This window comes from Sporanaerobacter sp., from assembly GCF_047830725.1.
Classification (GTDB): domain Bacteria; phylum Bacillota; class Clostridia; order Tissierellales; family Sporanaerobacteraceae; genus Sporanaerobacter.
The window spans coordinates 659,646-678,576 of sequence record NZ_CP181252.1 but is presented as its reverse complement, the minus strand read 5'-3'; the positions used below and the strand labels follow the sequence as shown (position 1 = coordinate 678,576).

Genomic DNA, 18,931 nt, shown 5'->3' with positions numbered 1-18,931 from the left:
TACTTAAAAGTTTCAAGTTCATGTATAATATATATTTAGAAGAAAAAAGCTAAGGGAAAAAGAAGGGAAGCAATATGGATAAAATTGAAACAATAGTATCGAAAGTAGACAGGGAAAATCCAGAAAAGGATATAATAGAAGCTGGAGCAGAGCTAATTAAAAACGGAGGAATAGTAGCTTTTCCTACAGAAACAGTATATGGGCTAGGTGCAAATGCATTTTGTGAAGAAGCCATAGATAAAATATTTATAGCTAAGGGAAGGCCTCAGGACAATCCTTTAATACTTCACGTATCAAGTATTGATGAAGTATATCCACTGGTAGAAGAAGTAAATGAAAATATGAAGATGCTTATGGAAAAGTTTTGGCCAGGTCCTTTGACTATTATATTTAAAAAGAGTAGCAAAGTATCAAAAAAATTAACTGGAGGTCTTTCTACAGTGGCAATTAGAATGCCAAAAAATAAAATAGCCTTAGAACTTATAAGTTCTTCAGGAGTGCCTATCGCAGCACCAAGTGCCAATACATCAGGAAGGCCTAGTCCTACAGAGGCAAGTCATGTCATAGAGGATATGTATGGAAAAATAGATATGATAATTGATGGAGGAAGTACGGGAGTAGGAGTAGAATCTACAGTAGTAGATATGTCTGAAGAAGTTCCCACAATATTAAGACCTGGTGGAGTGACTCTTGAGGATTTGCTTCAGGTTTTTCCAGAGGTAGAATATGACCAAAGTATAATAAGCGATGATGAAAATATAGTACCAAAATCTCCAGGGCAAAAATATAAACATTATGCTCCAAAAGCAAAGATGATAGTTTTTACAGGAGATGTGAAAAATATATCAAAGAATATCAAAGCCCAAATCAAATCTTTGACATTGGAAGGCAAGAAAGTAGGTATTATGGCTACAGAAGAAACCAAAGATGAATATAATGAAGGAATAGTATTGGTAGTAGGTTCTAGAAGTGATAAAAATTCTATAGCGAGAAATCTATTTAAAGTTTTAAGACAATTTGACGAATTAGATGTAGATATGATTTTAGCAGAAGGTGTAGATACAGAGGGAATAGGAAGAGCCATAATGAATCGCATGAAAAAAGCTTGTGGTGGAGATATTAGGAGAGTATAGGAGGATTTAGATGAAAATTCTTTTTGTATGCACAGGAAATACATGTAGAAGTCCTATGGCAGAGGGACTGATGAAGGATATATTGGATAGAAAAGAAATAAGAAATATAAAAGTTGATTCTGCTGGGATATATGCTATAGATGGCCAAAGTGCTTCAAGATGGGCAATAGAAGTTTTAAAAGAAGAAGGAATAGATATTTCCAGTCATAGGGCAAAGAAGGTGAATAGGTCTTTGCTTGAAGAAGCAGATTTGATACTCACTATGTCTACATCTCACAAAGAAATTTTAAATTCTAAATATGATTTTGTCAAAGAAAAGGTATATACTCTAAAAGAATATGCCTATGGAGTAGAAGAAGATATAATAGATCCCTTTGGTGGAAGCAAAAGAATATATGAAAGCACCAAAGAAGAAATAAAAAAAGCATTGGAAATTATCGTCAAAAAGGAGGAGTAAAAAATGAAAATTGGTATAGGTTCAGATCATGGTGGATATGAGCTTAAGGAAGAAATAAAAAAGTATTTAGAAGAAAATGGGATAGAATATATTGACTATGGTACAAACTCTAAAGATTCTGTAGACTATCCTGAATATGGACAAAAAGTAGCTGAGGCTGTGAAAGGCGGAGAATGTGACAAGGGAATAGTTGTATGCGGAACTGGAATAGGAATATCCATATCAGCCAACAAAGTTCCTGGCATAAGATGTGCTTTATGTAGCGATACTTATTCAGCTAGAATGTCTATAGAACACAACAATGCAAATATGTTGGCTTTGGGAGGAAGAGTAGTAGGAAGGGATTTGGCCATTGAAATAGTTTCAACTTGGCTTAAAGCAAACTTTTTAGGTGGAAGACATGAAAGAAGAGTAAATAAAATTTCTGACATAGAAAGAAAGTATATGATATAATGTATAAGGTTTTTTTAATCTAATATGGAAGGAGTTTTAGATATGAGTAAAGTAGTAGTATTAGATCATCCATTGATAAAACACAAATTGACTTTTATAAGGGATAAAAACACTGGTTCAAAAGAATTTAGGGAATTGGTAAAAGAAGTTTCTATGCTAATGGCTTATGAAGTGACAAGAGATTTTCCATTGGAGGAAATTGAAATCGAAACTCCTATTTGCAAGACAAAATCCCAAGTGATTTCTGGGAAAAAAGTAGGATTGGTGCCAATACTAAGGGCAGGTCTTGGAATGGTAGATGGGATGCTCAATTTGATTCCAGCAGCAAAAGTGGGACATATTGGACTCTATAGGGATCCCGAGACATTTAAGCCTGTAGAATACTATTGCAAACTTCCTCAAGATATAGAGGAAAGGGATCTTATAGTTCTAGATCCAATGCTTGCTACAGGAGGTTCAGCTGTTGCAGCTATTCAGTTTTTAAAAGACAGAGGTGCAAAAAATATAAAACTTATGAATTTAATAGCAGCACCTGAAGGAATAGAAGCAGTGACTGCTGCTCATCCGGATGTAGACATTTATGTAGCCAGTGTAGATGAAAAGCTAAATGAACATGCTTACATAATTCCAGGCCTAGGGGATGCAGGAGATAGACTATTTGGGACTAAATAAAAGGTGGATTATCCACCTTTTATTTTAGAGAAATGTACATTGGAATATGTGGAAAAGAACTCTTATCAATGATATAATTATATTGAAAAAAGACAAAGATGCGACAGTAAGAACCGTCCCTGCTGTCGCAAAGTGTATAAAGGAGCGAAATATATCATGGAAAAATATTTATTGCCATTTTTCACGGCTACAGTTATTTCCTTAATAATGACTCCATTTGCAAAAAAAATTGCCTATAGAGTTGGAGCCATAGATGTACCAAAAGATAATAGAAGAGTTCACAAAAAACCTATACCACTGTTGGGAGGGCTAGCAATATACATTGCCACTATGGTTTCAATTCTTATTTTTTTGCCCATAGATAAGACTATGATTTCTATAGTAATAGGAGGCAGTATCATTGCTATTTCAGGAATAATAGATGATATAAAAGATTTAAGTCCTAAGATGAAATTATTTTTTCAAATTCTTGCTAGTATAGTTTTGATTTTGGGAGATGTAAAGATTGATTTTGTGACCAATCCATTTTCAAAAGGTAGTACTCTGCTATATTTAAAAGGTTTTTCTATACCAATCACAATATTTTGGATTGTAGGAATCACCAATACTATAAATTTAATTGATGGACTTGATGGATTGGCAGCAGGAGTTGCCATGATAGCTAGTTTGTCTTTACTTTTTGTAGCAAGTGGTTTTGGATATGGAACTGTAATGATCATGTCTATAATCATAGCTGGAGCATGTTTGGGATTTTTGCCTTACAATTTCAATCCAGCTAAAATATTTATGGGGGATACAGGTGCACTTTTCTTAGGGTATATGTTGTCGGTAGTTGCCATAGAGGGTGTGATGAAGAGTGTAGCTACTATAGCTATAGTAGTTCCAATCATAATACTGGGGCTACCAATATTTGACACGACTTTTGCTATATTTAGAAGACTTTTAAATGGAAGACCTATAATGGAAGCAGATAAAGGGCATCTCCATCACAAGATATTGCAAAGAGGATTCAATCAAAAACAGACAGTACTCATACTATATTTGATAAGTGCAGCTTTTGGAGTATCTGCAGTACTCATAGCTAAAGCTAATAGTAGGCAGGCTGTGATTATATCAGGAATTGTCATCATTTTGACTGTACTCTTTGCTAGAAGACTTGGACTTGTAGAAAAGAAAGACCAAGGAGATGATGAAAATAGAGAATAGGGGTGGAAAGATGAAAGTTATGACTGTATTTGGCACCAGACCAGAAGCTATAAAGATGGCGCCAATTGTAAAAGCAATGGAAAAGGAAGAGAGAATAGAAAGTATCGTTTGTGTCACAGCTCAACACAGACAGATGCTTGATCAAGTGTTAAATATATTTGATATAAAACCTGATTTTGATTTAAACATATTTAAACCTGGACAAACTCTTACAGAGATAACTACAAAGGCTTTGGAAGGATTAGAAAAAGTGATTATAGAAAATAAACCAGATTTGCTTTTAGTCCAAGGAGATACTACAACGGTATTTGCAGGGGCCTTGGCTGCCTTTTATCAAAAGGTAAAAATTGGTCATGTAGAAGCAGGTTTAAGAAGTGGAAATCTATATTCTCCTTATCCAGAAGAGGCCAATAGGAAACTCACTGGAATACTTACAGATTTTCATTTTGCTCCAACAGAGAAAAGTAGGGAAAATCTTTTAAAAGAAGGATATCCAGATGAAAAAATATTTATAACGGGGAATACTGTCATAGATGCACTTTTCCATGTAGTAAAAGATGACTACATATTTAATGACGAACTACTAGATGGTATAGATTTTGAAAACAAAAAAGTAATTCTCATGACATCTCACAGAAGAGAAAATATAGGCAAACCTATGGAAAATATATTTACATCCATAAAAAGAATAGTAGAAGACTATGAAGATGTAGAAGTAGTATTTCCTATTCATTTAAATCCAAAAGTTAGGGACATTGCCTATAAAGTATTTGACAATCACCCAAGAATACATTTAGTAGAACCACTAGACTATGAACCATTTACCAATCTAATGGCCAAATCTTACTTAGTAGTCACAGATTCTGGTGGTCTTCAAGAAGAAGCTCCAAGTCTTGGAAAGCCAGTACTTGTAGTCAGAGAAGAAACAGAAAGGCCAGAGGGAATTTTGGCAGGAACTGCAAAACTTGTAGGAACAAATGAAGAAAAGATATATAGAGAGATCAATACACTACTAAATGTAAAGGAAGAATATCTTAAAATGGCCAACGCAGTCAATCCCTATGGAGATGGGAAAGCAGCAGAAAAAATAGTAGATATAATACTTCAAAAATTAGTTTAAAAAGCCAATACCTTTTAAAAAAATTTAAAAGGTATTGGCTTTTTTTATTAATGGGTGTATAATATTCTTAAGCAAGTTAAAAAAATAACGAAGTATGACAAAAAAATAACATTTATACATAAGGTGAATTCATCTAAAACATGGCATGGAATTTGCATTTAAAATAAGCACAGCATATATAATTTAAAAATAACAGCATTAAATTATTAACACAATCAATAAGTAAAATTTTAATAAAACAAGGAGGTTATATAAATGAGAGAAGTAGTTATTGCAAGTGCAGTTAGAACGCCTATAGGGACCTTTGGAGGAGCTTTTAAAAATGTCTCAGCAGTTAAGCTTGGAATTGTTGCAGCAAAGGAAGCTATAAAGAGAGCTGGTATAAATGCTGAACAAATTGACGAAGTAATTTTTGGAAATGTATTGCAGGCAGGGCTAGGACAAAATGTGGCTAGACAGGTATCAATACACGCTGGAATTCCTGTAGAAGTACCATCTTTTACAGTAAATAAAGTATGTGGTTCTGGTCTTAAAACTGTAGCATTAGCTGCTCAAGCTATAAGGGCTGGTGAAGCAGATATCATCCTTGCAGGTGGAACAGAAAACATGAGTATGGCACCATATGTATTGGAAAGCAATAGATGGGGCCAAAGAATGGGCGACTCAAAATTGGTAGACTATATGATTCATGATGGACTTTGGGACATTTTCAATGATTATCATATGGGAATCACTGCCGAAAATGTGGCAGAGAAATGGAATATTAGTAGAGAAGAGCAAGATGCCTTTGCACTTCAAAGCCAAAATAGAGCAGAAAAGGCTATTAAAGAAGGAAGATTTAAAGATGAAATAGTACCAGTTGAAATTCCACAGAGAAAAGGAGATCCAATAGTAGTAGATACTGACGAGCATCCAAGATTTGGAACTACAGCTGAAGCTTTGGCCAAATTAAGACCAGCATTTAAAAAAGATGGAACTGTAACTGCTGGAAATGCGTCAGGAATAAATGATGGTGCTGCAGCATTAATAATAATGTCAAAAGAAAAAGCAGATGAGTTGGGAATAAAACCTCTTGCAACTATAATTTCTTATGCTTCAGCAGGAGTAGACCCATCTGTTATGGGTACAGGACCTATACCAGCTTCAAGAAAAGCATTGGAAAAAGCAGAACTTACAATTGAAGATGTAGATTTGGTAGAAGCAAACGAAGCTTTTGCTGCCCAATCTTTGGCAGTAGTTAAGGATTTAAATTTAAATCCAGAAAAAACAAATGTAAATGGTGGCGCAATAGCTTTAGGTCATCCAATAGGAGCTTCTGGAGCTAGAATACTTGTTACATTGTTATATGAAATGGATAAAAGAGATGCTAAAAATGGTCTAGCTACTTTATGTATAGGTGGCGGTCAAGGTATAGCTCTTGTAGTTAGAAGATAATTTGGACTATTATATAGAATTCAGAAAAAAGATAACATTGAAAAAATATTAACAAGTGATATAATAGTAGTTGTGGTTCAAAGAATTAATCGGAGGTGTATGCTATGAACAAGGTAGTATCTATTGAAGAAGCCATAAGTCACATTGAAGATGGTATGACTATTGCTATCGGTGGCTTTTTGGGCTGCGGAACTCCTCACAAGCTAGTAGATGCACTAGTTGAAAAGGGAGTTAAAAATTTAACACTTATTTGTAACGATACTGGATTTGTTGATATAGGTTCAGGAAAGCTTGTAGTGAACAAACAAATCAAAACATTATATGCTTCTCATATAGGAACAAACAAAGAAACTGGAAGACAGATGAATGAAGGCGAAATGGAAGTTCATCTAATTCCACAAGGTACTTTAGCTGAAAGATTGAGAGCAGCAGGAGCAGGCCTTGGCGGATTTTTGACACCAACAGGTGTTGGAACTGTAATAGAAGAAGGCAAGCAAAAGATGGAGATAGATGGCAAGGAATATCTTTTGGAATTGCCACTAAAGGCTGATGTTGCACTAATCTTTGGGCATAAAGTTGATAAAAAAGGAAATATAGTTTACAGAGGAGCTACTAGAAACTTCAATACTGTAATGGCTACAGCAGCTGATTTGGTTATAGTTGAAGCTGAAAATTTGGTAGAAGTAGGAGAAATAGATCCAAATGATGTTGTGACTCCAGGAATATTTGTTGATTACATTGTTGGAGGTGACAAATAATGGATAAAAATGAAATGAAGAATTTTATAGCTAAAAGAGTTGCTAAAGAACTTAAAGACGGTGATGTTGTCAATTTAGGCATTGGCCTTCCAACACTAGTCGCAAATTATGTGCCAGAAGGAATGGATGTTACTTTTCAATCAGAAAACGGTTTTTTAGGATTGGGACCAGCTCCTGAAGAAGGAAAAGAAGATAAAGATATTGTCAATGCTGGTGGGCAATATGTAACTATAAAAGAAGGTGGAGTATTTTTCGATAGTGCTACATCTTTTGGAATCATAAGAGGTGGGCATGTTGATGCTACAGTTCTTGGAGCATTACAAGTAGACCAAGAGGGAAATCTTGCAAACTGGATGATCCCTGGGAAAATGGTTCCAGGAATGGGTGGAGCTATGGATTTAGTAGTAGGAGCTAAAAAAGTTATTGTAGCTATGGAACATACTGTTAAGGGAAACCCAAAAATACTTAAGAAGTGTACACTTCCATTGACAGCTGCAAAAGAAGTAGATTTGATCATAACTGAAATGGGAGTTATGGAAGTTACAGATAAGGGACTAGTATTGACTGAAATAAATAAAGAATTTACAGTAGATGATGTAAAAGCTGCTACAGAAGCAGATTTGATTATTTCAGAAGATTTAAAAGAAATGGAAGTATAGATAGAACTTCTACAAATTATGAATATTAAAAAGTAGCATCTAGTACTACTAGATGCTACTTAAATTCGACATGGCAATGGATATATAAGTAAATTGAGCCAATATAAGTAAAAACAAAAAAGCCTTTTAAAACCTATTTGGAAAGTTTTATATGGTTTTTGATAAAAATCAAAACTTTCCTATGGGCTATAAAAATATAACAACAAAAGGAGGTTTTTTCATGTTTAAAAAATTTACTAATGGCTGTGTTGCTTTAGTACAAAAATACCTGCCAGATGCATTTATTTTTGCAATTTTCTTGACTATTTTGACACTGGTATTAGGAATGATCTTTACTCATCAAGGCCCAGTAGCAATGCTTGTTCACTGGGGAGAAGGATTTTGGAGTTTGCTTTCATTTGCTATGCAAATGGCATTGGTATTAGTTACAGGGCACACTTTAGCTAGTTCTCCACCAGTTAAGAAGGGACTTAAAAAATGGCAAGTTTTACAAAGACTCCAACTCAAGCCATATTTGCAGTATCATTGGTTTCAGCTTTGGCTTGTTGGTTAAACTGGGGATTTGGACTTGTAATAGGTGCTCTATATGCTATGGAATTAGCAAGACAAGTTAGGGATGTAGACTATAGACTTTTAATTGCCAGTGCTTATTCAGGATTTCTTGTATGGCATGGTGGAATCTCAGGTTCAATTCCACTTACTATAGCATCTTCTACATCAGATTTAGCTGGGATGACTGCTGGGGCTTTAACTGAAACCGTTGCTACAACTCAAACTATATTTGCACCATTCAATTTATTTATATCTTTTGGAATAATACTTACATTGCCACTTATAAACAAAGCTATGCATCCAGAACCAGGGAAAGTTGTAAGAATCAATCCATCATTGCTAGAAAGTCAAAGTAAGGAAGAAGAAGCTGCTAGTGTAGAACTAAATGAAACACCTGCAGATAGACTTGAAAATAGCAAGATTATAGCTTATATCACAGGGATATTTGGAATTGTATATATTGTGTATTATTTTGCAACTAAGGGATTTGACTTAAATTTAAATATACTTAATTTTATATTCTTGACATTGGGAATTTTGTTCCATCAAACTCCTAGAAAATTTATAAAGGCTGTTGATGAAGCGGTAAAGGGTTGTTCTGGAATAATACTTCAATTTCCATTCTATGCAGGAATCATGGGAATGATGACAGGATTAAGTCCAGATGGGATTTGTCTTGCAGGAGTTATTTCAAACTGGTTTGTAAATATATCTACTGCAAAATCATTTCCAGTGTACACATTCTTGAGTGCTGGAATCATAAATTTCTTTGTTCCATCTGGTGGTGGACAATGGGCTGTTCAAGCTCCTATTATGATGCCAGCTGGGAAAGCTCTTGGAGTACCAGCTGCTAAAACTGCTATGGCTATTGCCTGGGGAGATGCTTGGACAAATATGATTCAACCATTTTGGGCTCTACCAGCACTAGGTATTGCAGGACTTGGAGCAAGGGACATCATGGGATTCTGTTTGATTGATCTTATTTGGTCTGGAATCATAATTATCTTGGGATTTTTGTTATTTTAATTGAAAACAATTTTAAATTGGAAAAGACAGCTAGGGCTGTCTTTTTTTTTGCGTGCAATTGTAGAAATTAGAATATATATGAATTATAATATAATGTATATAGCAAAATAAGTTTTAATGATAATTTTATACGATAAATTGCTAAATTAGTTTGAAAATTGTTGTCTATTGGTATATATTATTTTATATGAACAAAAATATTTTTGGAGTGTTTATTTTGAAGAATGATGAAAAAAAGGAAATAGCTAAAAATTTAAGTCTCATAACTCAAGTAGGCCTATCTATAGTTGTTCCTATAATATTGGGAGTATACTTTGGAGGATGGTTGGATAAAGTATTCAAAAAAGATATGTTGTTTTCTATTATTTTTATTGTTTTAGGAGCAATGGCAGGGTTTAAAAATTTATTTAATCTTGTTGATAACAATAAAAAGGGGAAGTGAAAAAAATGTTTCACGACGAGGTTATTTCTGGAATTATAAAAAAAGCTGTAGCATTAAGTCTTATAGCCATAGGAATATTGGCTATATCTGTGAAAGAACCAAAACCTTATATATTGGGTATGATTTTTGGTTCAAGTATAAGTATTTTAAATTTTATGCTTTTGGGTTTGTCTACTAGAAAAGCAGTTTTTATGAAACCTTTTAGGGCCTATAACTATTCAGTAGGTAATTATTTTATAAGGTATACTATTTATTTTGTAGTACTTCTTGTGGCAGCTAAAGCTCCCTATATAAATTTTTTGACTACAGTACTAGGGATTTTTGTTATAAAGATAGTCATATTTTCTAATGCTATATGTGATAGTTTAAAGAATAGTATTAAATAACTAAAAGAAGGGAGGGATAAGCTTTTGAAAATAGAGATATATATGAAATTGTTTGGCAAGGAAATTTTTGTGCCAGATACTATTGTGAATACCTTTATTGTAGGAATTTTACTTACTATATTTGCTATAGCGGCAAACATAAAGTTTAAAAATGCTGATAAAACCAAAGGCCCAGAGGGATTTCAAAATTTTGTAGAGGTAGTTGTCGAATTGGTTTCAGGTCTTACTCGCATGATTATGGGAGAAGAAATGTTTTATTTTATGCCTTATATAGGTACATTGGTACTATATTTGCTAGTTGCCAATTTGTTTGGTCTTTTAGGTTTTACACCTCCTACATCAGATTATAGTGTGACTTTTACATTGGCCCTTATGACTTTTAGTTTAGTTGAATTTTATAGGGCAAAGACTAAGGGATTTGTAGGATTTTTTAAGAGTTTTACAGAACCACTACCATTGCTTACTCCACTAAATATTATTGATGAATTTGCCAATCCAATATCACTTTCTTTCCGTTTGTTTGGTAATGTTTTGAGTGGAGTTATAATCATGAGTTTAGTGTATAGTGCATTGGGATATTTTGCACCAATACTTACACCAGTGATGCATGCATATTTTGATGTATTTTCAGGAGTTTTACAGACTTTTATATTTGCAATGCTCACTATGATTTTTATTACAAATGTTGTAGATTAAAATGCTTTTAATTAATTTAAATATGAAAAAGAAGATAATAGAAGGAGGAAATGATAATGATGCAAGGAATAACTAGTGAAGCTTTTATATTGGGGTGTTCAGCTATAGGTGCAGGGCTTGCTATGATAGCAGGTATTGGACCTGGAATTGGTCAAGGAAATGCTGCTGGAAAGGCTGCAGAAGCAGTAGGAAGACAACCAGAAGCAGCAAATGAGATTACGAGAACACTTTTATTAGGAGATGCAGTTGCGGAGACAACTGGTATTTATGGTTTAGTTATTGCTATAATACTATTGTTTGTAAGACCACTTTTAACTGCATATTTGAATCTTTAATTGAGATGGGGGAACCCATCTCTTAGAATCACCTCAAAAGAAGGAGGTTTAGTTTATGGATTTTGATGTAAGAGTTATACCACAGTTATCTTCACTTATATTGCAACTGATTTCCACACTAATTTTGTTTCTTATTTTGAGACATTTTCTATATAAACCTGTTTCTAAATTTATGAATGACAGAAAAGAAGGAATTCAAAAGGATATAGATGATGCCAAAGCTCTAAAAAATGAAGCTATAGAATTGAAGAGTGAATATGAGCTTAAGATAAATGAAGCTAAAGCTGAAGGTCAGAAGATAATAGAAGGCTCTAGAAAACGTGGGGAAGAGATAAAAGAAGATATTGTGAGGGAAGCAAGAGTTGAAGCAAATAGCATCATGGAAAAAGCAAGAGTTGAAATAGAGAGAGAAAAAGAAAAAGCTCTAGAGGAAATAAAACTTCAAGCAGGAGAAATGGCAATTTTGATAGCTTCTAAAGTCATTGACAAAAATCTTGATATGAACTTGCAAAAAGATATGATTGACAAGTTTGTAGACGAGGTAGGGGTGGACAAATGGCAAAATTAGTCAGCAAAAGATATGCTTTGGCTTTGTTTGAAACTGGTTTGGAACTAGATAAAGTGGATCAGTTTAAAGAAGAAATAAATGCTGTGTCTAATGTGTTGATGGAAGAAAATGATTTTAAAAAAGTGTTAAATCATCCAAAGATATCCAAGGATGAAAAAAAGGAAATTTTAAAGACTGTATTTGGAGGAAAGGTTTCTGAGGAAGTATTAAATTTTCTCTATGTGATAGTTGATAAGAGAAGAGAAATGTATATTGAAGAAATAAGTGAGTACTTTGATTTTCTTTACAATGAAGAAAAAAACATTGCATTAGCTACAGTGGTGACAGCTATTCCAATGGATGAGAGTACTCAAAATAGACTTAAAGAAAAACTTTCCAAGGAATTAAATAAAAACATAGTACTTAAAAATACTGTTGACGAGAGCATCATAGGAGGAGCAATTTTAAAGATCGACAACAAGATAATAGATGGGACTGTGAAAGGACAACTAGAGTCTATTGAAAAGGATTTGAAAGGTATGAGAGTATAAAGGAAGTAGAGGTGATAATCTAATGGAACTAAGGCCAGAAGAAATAAGTTCAGTCATTAAGGAACAGATAAAAAGATATGAAAAAAAGCTTAATATGGTAGATATAGGAACTGTCATCCAAGTAGGAGATGGAATAGCTAGAATTCATGGTCTTGAAGGATGCATGGCTGGTGAACTTATAGAATTTCCTGGAGAAGTTTATGGAATGGCTCTGAATTTAGAGGAAGACAATGTAGGGTGTGTACTTTTAGGTTCAGATAGAGACATAAAAGAAGGCGATACTGTAAAGAGAACAGGAAGAATAGTAGAGGTTCCTGTTGGAGATGTAATGATAGGCAGAGTAGTAAATGCACTTGGGCAGCCTATAGATGGGAAAGGCCCTATAAATGCTAAGGAATTTAGACCTATTGAAAAGATAGCTCCAGGGGTTATTACGAGAAAAAGCGTAAATCAACCACTACAGACTGGTATAAAGGCTATTGACTCAATGTTTCCTATAGGGAGAGGACAGAGAGAGCTTATCATAGGAGATAGACAAACTGGAAAGACAGCTTTGGCTATAGATACTATTTTAAATCAAAAGAATGAAGATGTAATATGTATTTATGTAGCTATAGGTCAAAAGAGAAGTACAGTAGCTCAAATAGTTGATGTATTGGAAAAAAATGGAGCTATGGACTATACTATTGTAGTTTCAGCAACAGCAAGTGAACTTGCTCCACTTCAATACATAGCACCTTATTCAGGTGTGACTATGGGAGAGGAATTTATGGCACAGGGAAAGGATGTACTTATTGTATATGATGACCTTTCTAAACATGCTATTGCATATAGAGCAATGTCTTTGCTTCTTCGTAGACCACCAGGACGTGAAGCTTTCCCTGGGGATGTATTTTATCTACACTCAAGGCTTCTTGAAAGGTCTGCAAAGTTGGATGAAAAATATGGCGGAGGTTCTATCACAGCACTACCTATTATTGAAACTTTAGCTGGAGATATATCTGCATATATTCCAACCAATGTTATTTCTATAACTGATGGGCAGATATTTTTGGAGACAGATTTGTTCTTCTCAGGTCAGAGACCAGCTATAAATACTGGACTTTCTGTATCTAGAGTTGGTGGTGCCGCTCAGATAAAAGCTATGAAGAAAGTTGCAGGGAAGCTTAAACTTGAATTGGCTCAATATAGAGAATTGGCTGCTTTTGCTCAATTTGGTTCAGAGCTTGACAAGGATACTAAGGAAAGACTTCATCAAGGTGAAAGAATGATGGAAATCCTTAAACAACCTCAATATAGTCCTATGAAGGTTGAAGATCAAGTTGTCATACTTTATGCAGTCATAAATAGGCATTTAACTGATATACCTGTGGAAAAAGTAGGTCAATTTGAAAAAGAATTTTTGAATTTTGTAAATAACAATTATCCAGAGATAATTGAAAGTATAAGGACAGAAAAAGATATAACAAGTGAAACTGAAGAAAAATTGAAGGATGCTATTGTAGAATTTAAGAAAAATTTTAATTAAGTTCCCTTAAGAGCAGGGGGTGAAAATTTGGCTGAATCAACAAGAGATATAAAGAGACGTATTAGAGGAATTCGAAATACTAGACAAATAACTAAAGCTATGGAGCTGGTTTCTTCTGCAAAACTTAGGAAGGCAAGGGAAAAACTAGAGACTACAAGACCATATTTTGATACAGTATATGAGAGTATTCAAGAGATACTTTCTGCTACTGGAGATATATCCCATCCTTTCTTGGAGGTAAGGGAAGTGAAAAAATCCCTTTATATAGTAGTGACTGCTGATAGAGGATTGGCAGGAGGATACAATTCAAATATCTTAAGGCTTGTGGAAAGTGAGATAAGAGATAAAAAGGAAGATACCTTGCTAGTAGTTGTTGGATATAAGGGAAGAGATTATTTTAAGAGAAGAGGATACAATGTAGTTGGTGAATTTGTAGGCATAACCGAAGAACCTTTTTTCAGTGATGCCCAAGAAATTGGAAGGCTTGTCATGGAACTATATGAGAAAAAGGAAATAGATGAAGTGAAACTTGCCTATACAAAATTTATAACTACAATTTCTCAACAGGCTAATATCATAAAACTTCTCCCTAGTGATATTAAAGGGGAAGAAGGCGGGAAAATATCTGTAGTGGAATATGAGCCTTCTCCAGAAGAAGTACTAGACTACCTTATTCCAAAATATATTGAGAGCACTATTTATGGTGCCCTCATGGAATCTTCTTGTAGTGAACAGGGTGCAAGAAGAACTGCTATGGAATCAGCTACGGACAATGCAGAAGAGATGATTGATGATTTGACTGTTAGTTTCAATAGAGCACGTCAGGCTGCTATAACTAGTGAATTGTCTGAAATTGTAGCAGGAGCAGAAGCTCTAAAGTAAGGTAGAAAGGAGTGTGGATATGGACAAAAATATAGGTAAGATAGTTCAAGTCATAGGGCCTATAGTGGATATAAGATTTGATGAAGAAAATTTACCCAATCTTTTAAATGCCATAGAGATAGATAATCATGGAGAAAGATTGGTAGTAGAGGTTGCACAACATACAGGAGACAATACTGTAAGATGTATAGCTATGGGTTCTACTGATGGACTTGTAAGAGGAATGGAAGCAGTGGATACAGGCGAATCTGTAAAGGTTCCAGTAGGTAAAGAAACTTTGGGAAGACTATTTAATGTATTGGGTGAGCCTATAGATGAAAAGGGGCCTGTCAATGCAAAACAATTTGCTCCAATTCATAGACCAGCTCCATCTTTTGAAGAACAAGAAACTTCAAAAGAAATTTTTGAAACGGGAATCAAAGTAGTAGACCTTATTGCTCCTTATTCAAGAGGTGGAAAGATAGGCCTATTTGGTGGTGCTGGAGTAGGAAAAACAGTTCTTATCATGGAGCTTATAAACAATATAGCTAAGCAACATGGAGGACTTTCTGTATTTGCAGGAGTAGGAGAGAGAACTAGAGAAGGAAATGATCTATATTATGAAATGATTGAATCTGGTGTTATAGATAAGACTACACTAGTATTTGGTCAGATGAATGAGCCACCAGGATCAAGAATGAGAGTTGGGCTTACAGGCCTTACAATGGCAGAATATTTTAGAGATCAAGAAGGTCAAGACGTACTTTTGTTTATAGACAATATATTTAGATTTACTCAAGCTGGTTCAGAAGTATCAGCACTACTTGGGAGAATGCCTAGTGCTGTAGGTTATCAACCAACACTTGCTACTGAAATGGGCCAATTGCAAGAGAGAATTACTTCTACGAAGAAAGGTTCTATCACATCGGTTCAAGCTATATATGTACCAGCTGATGACTTGACTGACCCAGCACCAGCTACAACTTTTGCTCACTTGGATGCAACTACAGTTTTATCTCGTCAAATTGCTGAATTGGGTATTTATCCTGCAGTAGATCCATTAGACTCTACTTCAAGAATACTAGACCCAGCAGTAGTGGGAGATGAACACTATGAAGTTGCCCGTGGGGTACAGGAAGTTCTTCAAAGGTATAAGGATCTTCAAGATATCATTGCTATACTTGGAATTGATGAACTTTCAGAAGAAGATAAGCTTACAGTTGCTCGTGCTAGAAAGATTCAAAGATTTTTATCACAACCTTTCCATGTAGCTGAACAGTTTACAGGTATGGAAGGAAAATACGTTCCTATTAGGGAAACAGTAAGAGGATTTAAGGAAATTCTTGAAGGAAAACATGATGATTTGCCAGAACAAGCTTTCTTCATGGTGGGAACCATTGATGAAGTAGTAGAAAAAGCTAAGGAGATGGAGGAATAGTCATGGCTAATTTTCTTCTTGAAATTGTAACTCCTGATAGAATGTTTTTTTCTGGTGAAGTGGAAATGGTCATAACAAGAGGCGTAGAAGGAGATTTGGCAGTATTAAAAGGTAGAGCTCCTCTTGTGACTCCTCTTACAATTGGTAAAATAAAAATAAAGACAGAAGACGGAAAGGAAAGAATAGCTGCTGTATCTAATGGATATATTGAAGTTTCTAGTGAAAAAACTACAATCATTGCAGATTCAGCAGAATGGCCTGAAGAAATTGATATAGAAAGAGCTAAAAAGGCCAAAGAAAGAGCAGAAAAAAGATTAAAAGATAGACATGATGGAATAGATGTGGCTAGAGCTGAAATGGCTCTAAAGAGAGCTATAAATAGACTTGAAGTAGCCGATTTAGTCACTGTTGAAGATAGAAAAATAAGAGATTAATGTATAAAAAGTACCCTCTCATGGCAATACTCATATCATGAGGAGAGGGTACTTTTTAGTAAAAGTGTTTTGTCCCCCTTTACATTTTTACTGTTTACATAGTGCCTTTTCCTCAAAATAGAAAACACAAGGACTGTTTTGTGTTTTAATATATGAGGAGGAATAGGGATGAAAAAGGCATTATATTTTATTGTTATATGTGTTTTGATTTTATGTACAAGTTGTACTGTGGGAGATACTGGAAAAAACATGGTAGAGAGTCTTGAAGAAATAGGAGCAGATATAGTTGAAATGGATGTAAATTTTGGGGGGGTTATAGTTGATAAATTTTTAAGTGAAAGTGAAATGATTGAACTAGGTCAGAGTATAAAAGATGAAATGGGTATAGTTGGGGAAAAGGAAGAAGAAAACTTCTATGAAAAAAATTGTACCAAGGATTGTTATTCAGAAAGTGTGACAGTTGAAGATGGATTTATTCAATACAATTTATGGGGAAAAAATGAAAATGGTGAAGCAATAAGTATATTTGTCACATCTTATCGAAATGAGGAAAGTGGAAGTGGAGAAACCACTGTTTTTGTAGATGTGATAAAAACAGTGGAATATAGTAGAATTGATGAAATAATGGAGAAAAAAAGAGCAATATTTAAACAAAATGAAAACAAAGCAGAAATTACCACTTGCATTATAGGTAGCTTTAATGGAAAATTAAGTAGGAATGAGATGAATAAAAAAATTCAAATGACAATTAATAAAATAAATGGTAAAATAATAGAGGATTATGAAGATGAAAATTTAGTCAGTATTACTGCTTATACTCCACTTATAAATAATTATATCTATACAGGAAATAAAAAGATGAATTATAATGTAGCTATGAGGTATAATGAGTATGAAGACAAAACGTATATCTGGATTGGAACGCCTATTATTACCATAGGATATTAAAGAAAAAGATTAGGAGTGATTGTTTTGGGCAAAATTGTGGTGGAGAAGAGCCCTCCGTTGAAAGGAACAGTTAGGATTAGTGGGGCCAAAAATTCAGCACTACCAATTCTTGCGGCTTCTTTGTTGAGTACGGAAGATGTAGTTTTGGAAGATGTGCCAAATTTAAAAGATGTAGATGTTTTTTGTGAGGTATTGGCTTTGCTTGGAGCAGATGTAGAAAAATATGGCGGAGGAAAAATAAAGATAAATTCTGCCAATATGAATAGTTATGAAACACCCTATGAGTTGATGAGTAAGATGAGGGCCTCTTTTTTGGTCATGGGACCTCTTTTGACCCGTTTGGGAAAGGCAAAAACTTCTCTTCCTGGAGGTTGTGCTATAGGAACTCGCCCTATAGATTTGCATTTAAAGGGATTTAGAGCATTGGGAGCGGAAATTGATGTGGATCATGGATATGTTGGAGCTTTTGGAGATCATCTTAAAGGAGATAGGATTTATTTGGATTTTCCCAGTGTAGGGGCTACAGAAAATATCATGATGGCAGCTGTATTGGCAGAAGGAGAGACTATTATTGACAATGCGGCTATGGAGCCAGAAATAGTTGACTTGGCCAATTTTTTAAATAAGATGGGTGCAGATATAAGTGGAGCAGGAACTAGCAGTATTCGTATTCGTGGTGTAGAAAAGCTTAGAGGAGCAACTCATTCCATTATACCAGATAGGATTGAAGCTGGTACTTTTATGGTGGCTAGTGCTATTACTTGTGGAGATATCATTATTGAAAATGTGATCCCAAGTCACATAAAGCCAGCAATTGCAAAGCTTAGAGAAATTGGATGTGAAATTTGGGAAAATGGAGACAAGATAAGAGTTATAGGTACGGCTGATAGAAAGGCCGTAGATATAAAGACTCTTCCTTATCCAGGATTTCCTACGGATATGCAAGCTCAATTTATGAGTCTTATGAGTGTGACTGAAGGTACAAGTGTCATTATTGAAACTGTGTTTGAAAACAGATTTATGCATGTAGATGAACTTAAGAGGATGGGTGCAAATATAAAGATTGATGGCAGATCTGCCATAGTTCAGGGAGTCAGTAGTTTGACTTCAGCTCCTGTTAAGGCTACAGATTTAAGGGCAGGAGCAGCTCTTATATTGGCAGGATTGGTTGCAGATGGAAAGACTACTATAGATAACATTTATCACATTGATAGAGGTTATGATGGAATTGAAAATAAGCTTTCTAAATTGGGAGCAAAAATTTATAGAGAAGAATAATTAACATATCATCTTTT

At 34.6% G+C, this 18,931-nt stretch carries 21 protein-coding genes and 1 pseudogene; all 22 read left to right on the top strand.

Going from position 1 to position 18,931, the window contains the following annotated elements:
* Positions 1 to 74 precede the first annotated feature (74 nt).
* The 22 genes and pseudogenes from ACFWUA_RS03285 (at position 75) to murA (ending at position 18,914) form a co-directional block, all read left to right on the top strand.
* Entirely contained in the window at positions 75 to 1,133 is a 1,059-nt protein-coding gene (locus ACFWUA_RS03285; protein ID WP_416198742.1) for an L-threonylcarbamoyladenylate synthase, read from the top strand.
* A 10-nt stretch (positions 1,134 to 1,143) separates the two neighbouring features.
* Positions 1,144 to 1,590: a low molecular weight protein arginine phosphatase gene (locus tag ACFWUA_RS03280; protein WP_416198741.1), complete on the top strand. Its 447-nt coding sequence runs from the start codon at positions 1,144 to 1,146 to the stop codon at positions 1,588 to 1,590.
* Positions 1,591 to 1,593: 3 nt separating this feature from the next.
* Positions 1,594 to 2,043 (top strand): ribose 5-phosphate isomerase B, encoded by a 450-nt coding sequence (rpiB, locus tag ACFWUA_RS03275; protein ID WP_416198740.1) that lies wholly within the window; start codon positions 1,594 to 1,596, stop codon positions 2,041 to 2,043.
* 42 nt (positions 2,044 to 2,085) lie between these two features.
* Positions 2,086 to 2,715 (top strand): uracil phosphoribosyltransferase, encoded by a 630-nt coding sequence (gene upp, locus ACFWUA_RS03270; RefSeq protein ID WP_416198739.1) that lies wholly within the window; start codon positions 2,086 to 2,088, stop codon positions 2,713 to 2,715.
* A 156-nt stretch (positions 2,716 to 2,871) separates the two neighbouring features.
* The gene (locus tag ACFWUA_RS03265; RefSeq protein WP_416198738.1) at positions 2,872 to 3,921 is read left to right on the top strand and encodes a glycosyltransferase family 4 protein; all 1,050 of its coding nucleotides are present in this window, start codon (positions 2,872 to 2,874) and stop codon (positions 3,919 to 3,921) included.
* 10 nt (positions 3,922 to 3,931) lie between these two features.
* Positions 3,932 to 5,041 carry a non-hydrolyzing UDP-N-acetylglucosamine 2-epimerase gene (gene wecB / locus ACFWUA_RS03260; protein WP_416199167.1) on the top strand — a complete coding sequence of 370 codons (1,110 nt, stop codon included), beginning with the start codon at positions 3,932 to 3,934 and terminating at the stop codon, positions 5,039 to 5,041.
* Between the two features lie 255 nt (positions 5,042 to 5,296).
* Positions 5,297 to 6,475 (top strand): acetyl-CoA C-acetyltransferase, encoded by a 1,179-nt coding sequence (locus ACFWUA_RS03255; RefSeq protein ID WP_416198737.1) that lies wholly within the window; start codon positions 5,297 to 5,299, stop codon positions 6,473 to 6,475.
* 104 nt (positions 6,476 to 6,579) lie between these two features.
* The gene (atoD, locus tag ACFWUA_RS03250) at positions 6,580 to 7,233 is read left to right on the top strand and encodes an acetate CoA-transferase subunit alpha (RefSeq protein WP_416198736.1); all 654 of its coding nucleotides are present in this window, start codon (positions 6,580 to 6,582) and stop codon (positions 7,231 to 7,233) included.
* Positions 7,233 to 7,892 carry a CoA transferase subunit B gene (locus ACFWUA_RS03245; protein ID WP_416198735.1) on the top strand — a complete coding sequence of 220 codons (660 nt, stop codon included), beginning with the start codon at positions 7,233 to 7,235 and terminating at the stop codon, positions 7,890 to 7,892. The genes atoD and ACFWUA_RS03245 overlap by 1 nt, the downstream gene beginning before the upstream one ends.
* A gap of 151 nt (positions 7,893 to 8,043) precedes the next feature.
* A pseudogene (locus ACFWUA_RS03240) lies at positions 8,044 to 9,470 on the top strand (short-chain fatty acid transporter).
* A 217-nt stretch (positions 9,471 to 9,687) separates the two neighbouring features.
* Positions 9,688 to 9,912, top strand: a complete 225-nt coding sequence (locus ACFWUA_RS03235) for an AtpZ/AtpI family protein (protein WP_416198734.1) — start codon at positions 9,688 to 9,690, stop codon at positions 9,910 to 9,912.
* 5 nt (positions 9,913 to 9,917) lie between these two features.
* Positions 9,918 to 10,298, top strand: a complete 381-nt coding sequence (locus tag ACFWUA_RS03230; protein WP_416198733.1) for an ATP synthase subunit I — start codon at positions 9,918 to 9,920, stop codon at positions 10,296 to 10,298.
* Positions 10,299 to 10,322: 24 nt separating this feature from the next.
* Positions 10,323 to 10,994, top strand: a complete 672-nt coding sequence (gene atpB, locus ACFWUA_RS03225; protein ID WP_416198732.1) for a F0F1 ATP synthase subunit A — start codon at positions 10,323 to 10,325, stop codon at positions 10,992 to 10,994.
* 59 nt (positions 10,995 to 11,053) lie between these two features.
* Complete coding sequence (atpE, locus tag ACFWUA_RS03220) at positions 11,054 to 11,329, top strand: ATP synthase F0 subunit C (RefSeq protein WP_416199166.1); 276 nt, start codon at positions 11,054 to 11,056, stop codon at positions 11,327 to 11,329.
* A 55-nt stretch (positions 11,330 to 11,384) separates the two neighbouring features.
* Positions 11,385 to 11,897 carry a F0F1 ATP synthase subunit B gene (locus ACFWUA_RS03215; RefSeq protein ID WP_416198731.1) on the top strand — a complete coding sequence of 171 codons (513 nt, stop codon included), beginning with the start codon at positions 11,385 to 11,387 and terminating at the stop codon, positions 11,895 to 11,897.
* Positions 11,885 to 12,427, top strand: coding sequence for a F0F1 ATP synthase subunit delta (locus ACFWUA_RS03210; protein WP_416198730.1), 543 nt, complete (start codon positions 11,885 to 11,887; stop codon positions 12,425 to 12,427). Before ACFWUA_RS03215 ends, ACFWUA_RS03210 begins: the two co-directional genes overlap by 13 nt.
* A gap of 22 nt (positions 12,428 to 12,449) precedes the next feature.
* Positions 12,450 to 13,955 (top strand): F0F1 ATP synthase subunit alpha, encoded by a 1,506-nt coding sequence (gene atpA / locus ACFWUA_RS03205; RefSeq protein WP_416198729.1) that lies wholly within the window; start codon positions 12,450 to 12,452, stop codon positions 13,953 to 13,955.
* Positions 13,956 to 13,982: 27 nt separating this feature from the next.
* Complete coding sequence (atpG, locus tag ACFWUA_RS03200; protein ID WP_416198728.1) at positions 13,983 to 14,837, top strand: ATP synthase F1 subunit gamma; 855 nt, start codon at positions 13,983 to 13,985, stop codon at positions 14,835 to 14,837.
* 19 nt (positions 14,838 to 14,856) lie between these two features.
* The gene (atpD, locus tag ACFWUA_RS03195; protein ID WP_416198727.1) at positions 14,857 to 16,254 is read left to right on the top strand and encodes a F0F1 ATP synthase subunit beta; all 1,398 of its coding nucleotides are present in this window, start codon (positions 14,857 to 14,859) and stop codon (positions 16,252 to 16,254) included.
* Positions 16,255 to 16,256: 2 nt separating this feature from the next.
* The gene (locus ACFWUA_RS03190) at positions 16,257 to 16,688 is read left to right on the top strand and encodes a F0F1 ATP synthase subunit epsilon (RefSeq protein WP_416198726.1); all 432 of its coding nucleotides are present in this window, start codon (positions 16,257 to 16,259) and stop codon (positions 16,686 to 16,688) included.
* Positions 16,689 to 16,856: 168 nt separating this feature from the next.
* The gene (locus ACFWUA_RS03185; protein WP_416198725.1) at positions 16,857 to 17,636 is read left to right on the top strand and encodes a YwmB family TATA-box binding protein; all 780 of its coding nucleotides are present in this window, start codon (positions 16,857 to 16,859) and stop codon (positions 17,634 to 17,636) included.
* Between the two features lie 24 nt (positions 17,637 to 17,660).
* Positions 17,661 to 18,914, top strand: a complete 1,254-nt coding sequence (gene murA, locus ACFWUA_RS03180; RefSeq protein ID WP_416198724.1) for a UDP-N-acetylglucosamine 1-carboxyvinyltransferase — start codon at positions 17,661 to 17,663, stop codon at positions 18,912 to 18,914.
* Positions 18,915 to 18,931 lie beyond the last annotated feature (17 nt).